Source organism: Kitasatospora sp. NPDC004240 (genome assembly GCF_053603215.1).
Window position 1 is genome coordinate 21,549 of record NZ_JBSGFD010000111.1, and the last position, 6,767, is coordinate 28,315.

At 74.7% G+C, this 6,767-nt stretch carries 3 protein-coding genes; 1 reads left to right on the top strand and 2 read right to left on the bottom strand.

Translation table 11 applies throughout. The features are described 5' to 3' along the window. Window positions 1-141: 141 nt before the first annotated feature. The gene (locus ACWEQL_RS26650) at window positions 142-1,428 is read left to right on the top strand and encodes an MFS transporter (RefSeq protein WP_452152846.1); all 1,287 of its coding nucleotides are present in this window, start codon (window positions 142-144) and stop codon (window positions 1,426-1,428) included. A 157-nt stretch (window positions 1,429-1,585) separates the two neighbouring features. Here the strand turns inward: ACWEQL_RS26650 and ACWEQL_RS26655 are convergent, their stop codons facing one another. Further along, complete coding sequence (locus ACWEQL_RS26655) at window positions 1,586-3,436, bottom strand: BTAD domain-containing putative transcriptional regulator (RefSeq protein WP_452152847.1); 1,851 nt, start codon at window positions 3,434-3,436, stop codon at window positions 1,586-1,588. Between the two features lie 322 nt (window positions 3,437-3,758). Next, window positions 3,759-6,767 (bottom strand): serine hydrolase (locus ACWEQL_RS26660; protein WP_452152848.1); only part of this gene is annotated, 3,009 nt, incomplete at its 5' end.

Sequence of the window (6,767 nt, forward strand, 5' to 3'; positions counted from 1 at the left end):
TCCGTCGATATTCGAGCCCGGCGGCCCCCACGGGGCGACGTCCGGCCGGGGTATAGGGAATCGATAGGAGGCGGCCCAAGGCTGGCGAGCCGATGCCGGACACGGTCCGAACACGGTCCGACGGCGGTGAGAGGGCCCTTCATGACTATACCGACAGCAACCGACGCACCACGGACCGGGGTCGACGCCGCCGGGCCGGCGGCCGAGGCGTCGTCACCGAGCGTGCCGCTGCGGCGGAACACGGACTTCCTCCGGCTCTGGATCGGCGCCGGACTGTCGAAGTTCGGCTCCACCGTGTCGATGGTGGCCTACCCGATGCTGGTGCTCTGGCAGACCGGGTCCGCCACCGCCTGCGGCTACGTCGCGTTCGCGGCGGCGCTGCCCAACCTGCTGGTCCAACTGCCCGCCGGGGCACTGGTCGACCGCTGGGACCGGCGCAAGGTCATGCTGGTCTGCGACGCCGTCCGGATGCTGAGCTTCGCCGCCGTCGCGCTGGCCGTCCACCACGACCGGGTCTGGGTGCCGTTCATCATGGCCGCCGCCTTCGTGGAGGGCACGCTCGGGATCTTCTACGCGACCGCCGAGCAGGTGGCCGTCCGCAACGTCGTCACCGGCGAGCAGCTGCCGGCCGCCCTCGCGCAGAACCAGGCCCGGGGCGCGGCCATCGGGCTGCTCGGTCAGCCGCTCAGCGGGCTGCTCTTCACCGCGGTGCGCTGGCTGCCGTTCGCGGTCACCGCCGTGGCCGACCTGATCGCGCTGATCTGCCTGGTGTTCATCCGCCGCGACCTGCGGGCGGAGCGGACCGGTCCGCCCCAGCGGCTGCACCACGAGATCAAGGACGGCGTCGTCTGGCTCTGGCGCCAGAGGTTCCTGCGGATCATGACCGGGGTGTTCGCCGGCAGCAACCTGCTCTTCCAGATGCTCGGCCTCACCGTGATGGTGGTGATCAAGGAGAACGGCGGCAGCCCCGCGGTGCTGGGACTGGTGTCCGGGGTGGCCGGGATCGGCGGCCTGCTGGGCGCGTTGGCGGCGGGCTGGTGGTCGAGGCGGGTCGGCCTGTACGCCACCGCGGTGCTGGGCCACCTGGTCTGGCTGGTGCTGATGCCGCTGGTCGCACTGCTCGACCGTCCGGTGGCGATCGGCGCGGTGGCCGCCGGGATCATGTTCGTCGCCGGGCTGTTCAACGTCTGCGGCGGCATCTACATGGCCAGGAACACCCCGAACGAGCTGCAGGGCCGGGTGACGGCCACCTCGGCCTTCCTGACCTCCGGCGCCAACGCCCTGGGATCGCTGGCCGCCGGCTACCTGCTCGCCCGGGCCGGGACCACCTGGACCGCGATCGCCATGGCCGCCGTCCTGCTGCTGCTGACCGTCACCGTGACGTTCAGCCCGGCGGTCCGGACGGCGAGCCGGGAGGCGGCGGCGTAGCCGGTCGTACGAGTCGTGCGGCTCGTGCGACTCGTACGACTCGTGCGGGCCGGAGGGGCCGGAGGGGCCGGAGGGGCCGGAGGGGCCGCCCCGACGGGCTCCGTCGGGGCGGCCGGGCGCTGAGGCCGGATGCTGAGGCCGGGCGGTCCCGCGGTCGTCAGCCGGACAGCAGCTGCGGGGTGCGGGGCCGCGGCACCCCGTGCCGGCTCGGCACACCGCCCGTACCCGGGGCGGACACCAGCAGCACCAGCTCGTGCAGCCGGTAGTCGCCCGGCCCGGAGCCGCCGGCGCCGGCCGGCTCCAGCAGCCGGATGTCCACCAGCTCCTCCAGCACCTGCTCCGCCGTCGCCTGCGGCAGCCCCAGCGCCCAGGCCGCGGCCTCCGCGGGGAAGGCCCCCGTCCCGAAGGGCGCGAGCCGGGGCAGCACCTGCCGGCCGCGCAGGCTGACCTCGCGCAGCGAGCGGCGGATGGTCTCGCGCACCCGCAGCTCGCCGAAGCTCAGCTCGTCCAGCCGGGTGCCCTGGTCGGCCAGCCGGCCGGCCAGTCTGGACAGCGGCCAGTGCGGCCGGGCCGCCAGCCGCACCCCGGCGATCCGCACGGCCAGCGGCAGGCCCGCGCAGCTGTCCACGATCGCCCGCGCCGACGGCAGGTCCGCGGCGATCCGCTCCGGCCCGACCAGCGCGGCCAGCAGCTCCATCGACTCCCCGTCGTCGAACACCGGCAGCGCCAGGGTGTCCCGTCCCGAGGCGGCGAGCAGGTGCCGGCAGCTGGTGACGATCACCGCCGATTCGGGCCCGTTCGGCAGCAGCGGGGCGATCTGCGCGTTGCTCACCGCGTTGTCCAGCACCACCAGCAGCCGCGCCCCGGCGCAGTGCGTGCGGTACAGCCGGATCAGCTCCAGCAGACCCTGGTCGGGGGTGGCGGACTCGACGCCGAGGGCGTGCAGGAAGGACGTCAGGACGGTCTCCGGGGAGCGGGCGGTGCCGTCCCGGTCGGTGAGGTCCGCGTAGAGCTGCCCGTCCGGGAAGCGGTCCCGCAGGCTGTGCGCCCGGTGGACGGCGAGCGCCGACTTGCCGACCCCGGCCATGCCGGTGATCAGCGCACGCCGGGGGCCGGCGCCGGCCGCGTCCGCCGCCACCAGCCGCTCCAGCTGGGCCAGTTCGGCCCGGCGGCCGGTGAAGTCCGCGACGTCCGGCGGCAGCATGGCCGGCACCGGACGCGCGGCGGCGGACGGGCCGAGCCGCACCGCCGGTGCCGGACCGGCGGCCGGCAGACCGAGGGTGCCCTCCAGGACCGCCTGGTGGACGGTGGTCAGGGTGGCCCCCGGATCGATGCCCAGCTCCTCGGCCAGGATCCGGCGCCCGGCGTGGAACACCGCGAGCGCGTCCGACTGCCGGTCGCAGCGGTACAGCGCGGTCATCAGCTGGGCCCGCAGCCGCTCCCGGGTCGGGTGCTCGGTGGTCAGCGCGGTCAGCTCCGGCACCAGGCGCTGGTGCCGGCCGAGGGCGAGCTCCACCTCGACCAGGTCCTCCTGCGCGGCCAGTCGCAGCTCCTCCAGCCGGGGCCGCTCGGCGTCCGCCAGGAACTCGGTCACATTGCCGAGCACCGTGCCGCGGTACCGGGACACGCCCGCCCGCAGGTCGTCGGCGGCCTGCGACAGGTTCCCCCGGGCCTGCGCGTCGCGACCGCGCCGGGTCAGCCGCTCGAAGGTCGTCAGGTCCAACTCGGCGTTGTGCGTGAGCAGTTGGTAGCCGCGTGGGCGGCGGATCAGCTCGATGTGCGGCCCCAGGCGCTTCCGCAGCCGGGAGACGTAGGTGTAGATCTGCGCGGTCATCGTGGTCGGCGGGTCCCAGGCCCACAGCATGTCGCTCAGGTGCGTGTCGGAGACGGTCTGGCCGTTCGCCAGCAGCAGGCCGGCGAGCACCGTCTGTGCCTTGACGCCCGGTAGCTCGATGTGGAGGCCCCGGTCGTCGAGGACCTCGACCGGTCCAAGGACTCGCAGTTCCATGATTCCCCCTGTGCTGTGCCGAATACGTGCGGACGGCCGCGTCCGCGTCGGCCCGCGCCCTGGCGCGCCGACGCCGGGCGCAGCGGGCCCGCCTCTGGATTCTGGGCCGGTCGAGGGGCCCAGTCAGCGCTCCTGGGGCGACAGGACGCTGCACTGGCACCATGTGGTCACGTCCGGGGGGTGGCCGGAACCGGCTCGGGGACTCCGGAATCCGCCGAGGACGGGGGGATGCCGACGCGGGTCGGCCCCCGCCCGCCCCGCCGTGCGGCGGGAGGGACGGGGGCCGGGCGGCCGGGGCGGGTGGGGGCCGGAGGGGTGGGGCTCAGCTCGGCCGTGACTCGGCCTCGGTGGCCTCGTCGATCGCCTGCTGCCAGAGGTGCGCCAGCCGGTTCTGGCCGGTCCACACCGTGGCGAGCAGGTGCTTGACCAGCTCCCGCCCGGTGACCGCGTTGGACAGCAGCACCACGCCGGTGCCGGAGTGCACCCGCAGGCCGGTCATCGCCTGGAAGCCGACGGCCTGGCCCCCGTGCCCGAACTCCAGGTCGCCGCCGGTGTCGTCCACGATGGTGCTCCAGCCGTAGGAGCGGCCGGACTGCGGGGAGAGCATCCGCCGGACCAATCCGGCGTCCACCAGAGCGCCGGGGTGGCCCAGATGGCAGCGCCGCACCTCGACGGCCAGCCTGGCCAGATCGGCCGCGGTGGTCCACAGTCCGCCGGCGGCCAGCTCGGGGTTGAGCACGTACCCGCCGGACACCGGGGTGCCGTCGGCGTGGTGGCCGCGGGCGTACGGCCGGCCCAGCTCGTCCGGGAAGGACACCCCGAAGCCGCTGCCGGTCATCCCCAGCGGCGCCAGCACCAGCCGGTGCACCAGGGCCGGGAACTCCTCGCCGGTGGCGTCCGCCATGGCCTGCTGGAGCACCGAGTAGTTCAGCGGGATCTGCCGGAAGGTGCCGCCGGGCTCCTCCAGCAGCCGGGCCGGCGGGGTGATCGCCGGCGGGCGCCCGTTCAGCACGTCGAGCACCGTGGGCACCGGGTCGTGGCGGTGGTAGTTCCCGTCGACGTCCGGATGCGGGGCGATGCCGGACAGGTTGGCGATCAGCAACCGGGGCGTGACCGGGGTCGACACGCCGGGCAACGAGGGGACCTGCCAGGAGGTGAGGTACTCGTTGACGTCCCGCTCCAGGTCGATCACGCCGGCCTCGACCAGGCGGAGCAGGGCGAAGGTGGTGACGTGCTTGGAGATCGAACCGGCCGGGAACAGCGTGTCGGCGGTCACAGGGACGGGCTCCTCCACACCGAGCACCCCGAACTGCTCGACCGCCGCCAGCTCGCCGTTGCGGATCAGCGCCAGCGAGGCGCCCGGGACACCGTGCCGCGCCATCACCTCGGCCACCCCGGCGATGCCCGCCGGGGCCGCCGCGGACCGGCCGCGCGACGGCGCCGCCGGACGGTCGCCGGCCTGGTCCAACAGCTCCTCCACGAAGCGCAGTTGCTCGGCGGCCAGCCGCCGGACGGTGGCCGGCTCGTGGACGGCGGTGTTGTACGTCCAGTGCAGGTACAGCCGGCCGTCGTAGACCTCGGCCGCGATGTCGAGCAGATGGGTCGACGGCGCGTCCGGGGCCGCCCGCAGCTCGATCCGGCCCGGGAGGAACACCAGCGGCGGCGCGGCGTCCGGCCCGGCATCGGGGGAGGGCTGTGCGGCGGCGGTCGGCGCCGCCGGGGTGAAGCTGAACCGGACCTCGCCGGTGGGCAGTTCGGCCAGCTCCTCCGCCAGATCGGCGTCCGGCGCCAGGTAGCGGAGCAGGCCGTAGCCGTGCGCGGGCGTCGGCACCGACCGCAGCCGGCGCGCGACCGCGGTCCGGACGGCGGACAACTCGCGCCCCTTGGGGATCCGCAGCACCACCGGGTGGAGATCGGCCAGCGGGCCGACGGTGTTCGCCAACTCGGCGGCCAGCGCCTGCTGGTGGCGCGGGTCGGTGAGGACGTCGAGCGCGATCCGGTCGCCGCCGGCCCACTGCGCCAGCGTCCGGCCGAGAGCGGTCAGCAGCGACTGCTCGGGCCTCGGATCGGCCAGCAGCGCGGCGGTCCGCTCGGCGGGCAGGACGACCGTGACGGTCTCCTCGGTGGAGCGGTACGGCGCCTGGCCGGACCGGTCCACCGGCAGCGGTACGGCCTCGGCCCGGTTGAGCCAGTGCTCCGCCTGCTCGGCGACCCGATCGGACAGCGCCTGTTCGCCCAACTCCTGCGCCCAGGCCCGCCAAGGGACCTGAACCGGGGCCGGCAGCACCGGGGCGCCCGCCGCCAACTGGGCGTAGGCGGCGTTCAGGTCGGTGAGCAGGATCCGCCAGGAGGCGGCGTCCGCCGCGAGTTGGTGGATCGTCAGCCACAGCTCGTGGCGCTTCTCGTCGTCGAAGCGGACCAGCGTGGCCCGGAGCATCGAACCCTCGGACGGGGCCAGCCCGGCCCGGTCCCGTGCGACCGCGTCCTCGATCGCCGCAGCGCGGTCGGCGGGCGCCACGGCGGCGAGATCGAGCACCGAGAGCAGGGCCTTCCCGGCAGGCGCCGGGGCCGGCTCGGCCGCCCGCCCGTCGGCGGGGAACCGCAGCCGGAGGGCCTCGTGGCGCTCCACGACCGCGCCGAGCGCGGCGGCGAGCAGCGCCTCGTCGGGCAGCCGTCCGAGCGCCAGCCGGACCGTCCGGGCGCCCCCGTCGGCCGAGGCCAGGAGGCGGTGCTGACTGGGCGTCAGCTGGATCTCCGCCCGTCCGGCGGGGTCGGCCGACTCGGTCTCGATCATGCCCGCCACCTCGGCCAGACTCTTGGCCTGGAGCATCATCCACAGCGCCAGCGGCACGCCGGCCTTCCGGCACTTCGCCAGGACCTCGACGGCGCGGATGGAGTCTCCGCCGAGGTCGAAGAAGCTGTCCTCGACACCCACCTGCGGCAGGTCGAGGACCTCGGCCCAGATGGTGGCGAGGCGTTCCTCGACGGGGGTGCGGGGGGCGGTGTGACCGGTGCCGGGGGTGGTGTCGGTGACCGGGGCGGGTAGGGCGCGGGTGTCGATCTTGCCGTTGGCGGTCAGCGGGATGGCGTCGATGGTGAGGTAGGCGGTGGGGACCATGTAGTCGGGCAGGACGGTGCCCAGGTGGGCGCGCAGGGCCGTGGTGTCGAGGTCCGCGTCGGTGGTGATGAGGTAGGCGGTGAGGCGCTTGTTGCCGGGGTGGGGTTCGCGGACGATAACGACGGTGTCGGTGATCTGCGGGTGTTCGCGCAGGCGGGCCTCGATCTCGCCGAGTTCGATGCGGTAGCCGCGGATCTTGACCTGGTTGTCGAT

What these genes read in the sequence shown, in the direction of transcription:
- ACWEQL_RS26650 (WP_452152846.1), top strand. Translation starts at nt 142, where the DNA reads ATGACTATACCGACAGCAACCGACGCACCACGGACCGGGGTCGACGCC.
- ACWEQL_RS26655 (WP_452152847.1), bottom strand. Translation starts at nt 3,436, where the DNA reads ATGGAACTGCGAGTCCTTGGACCGGTCGAGGTCCTCGACGACCGGGGC.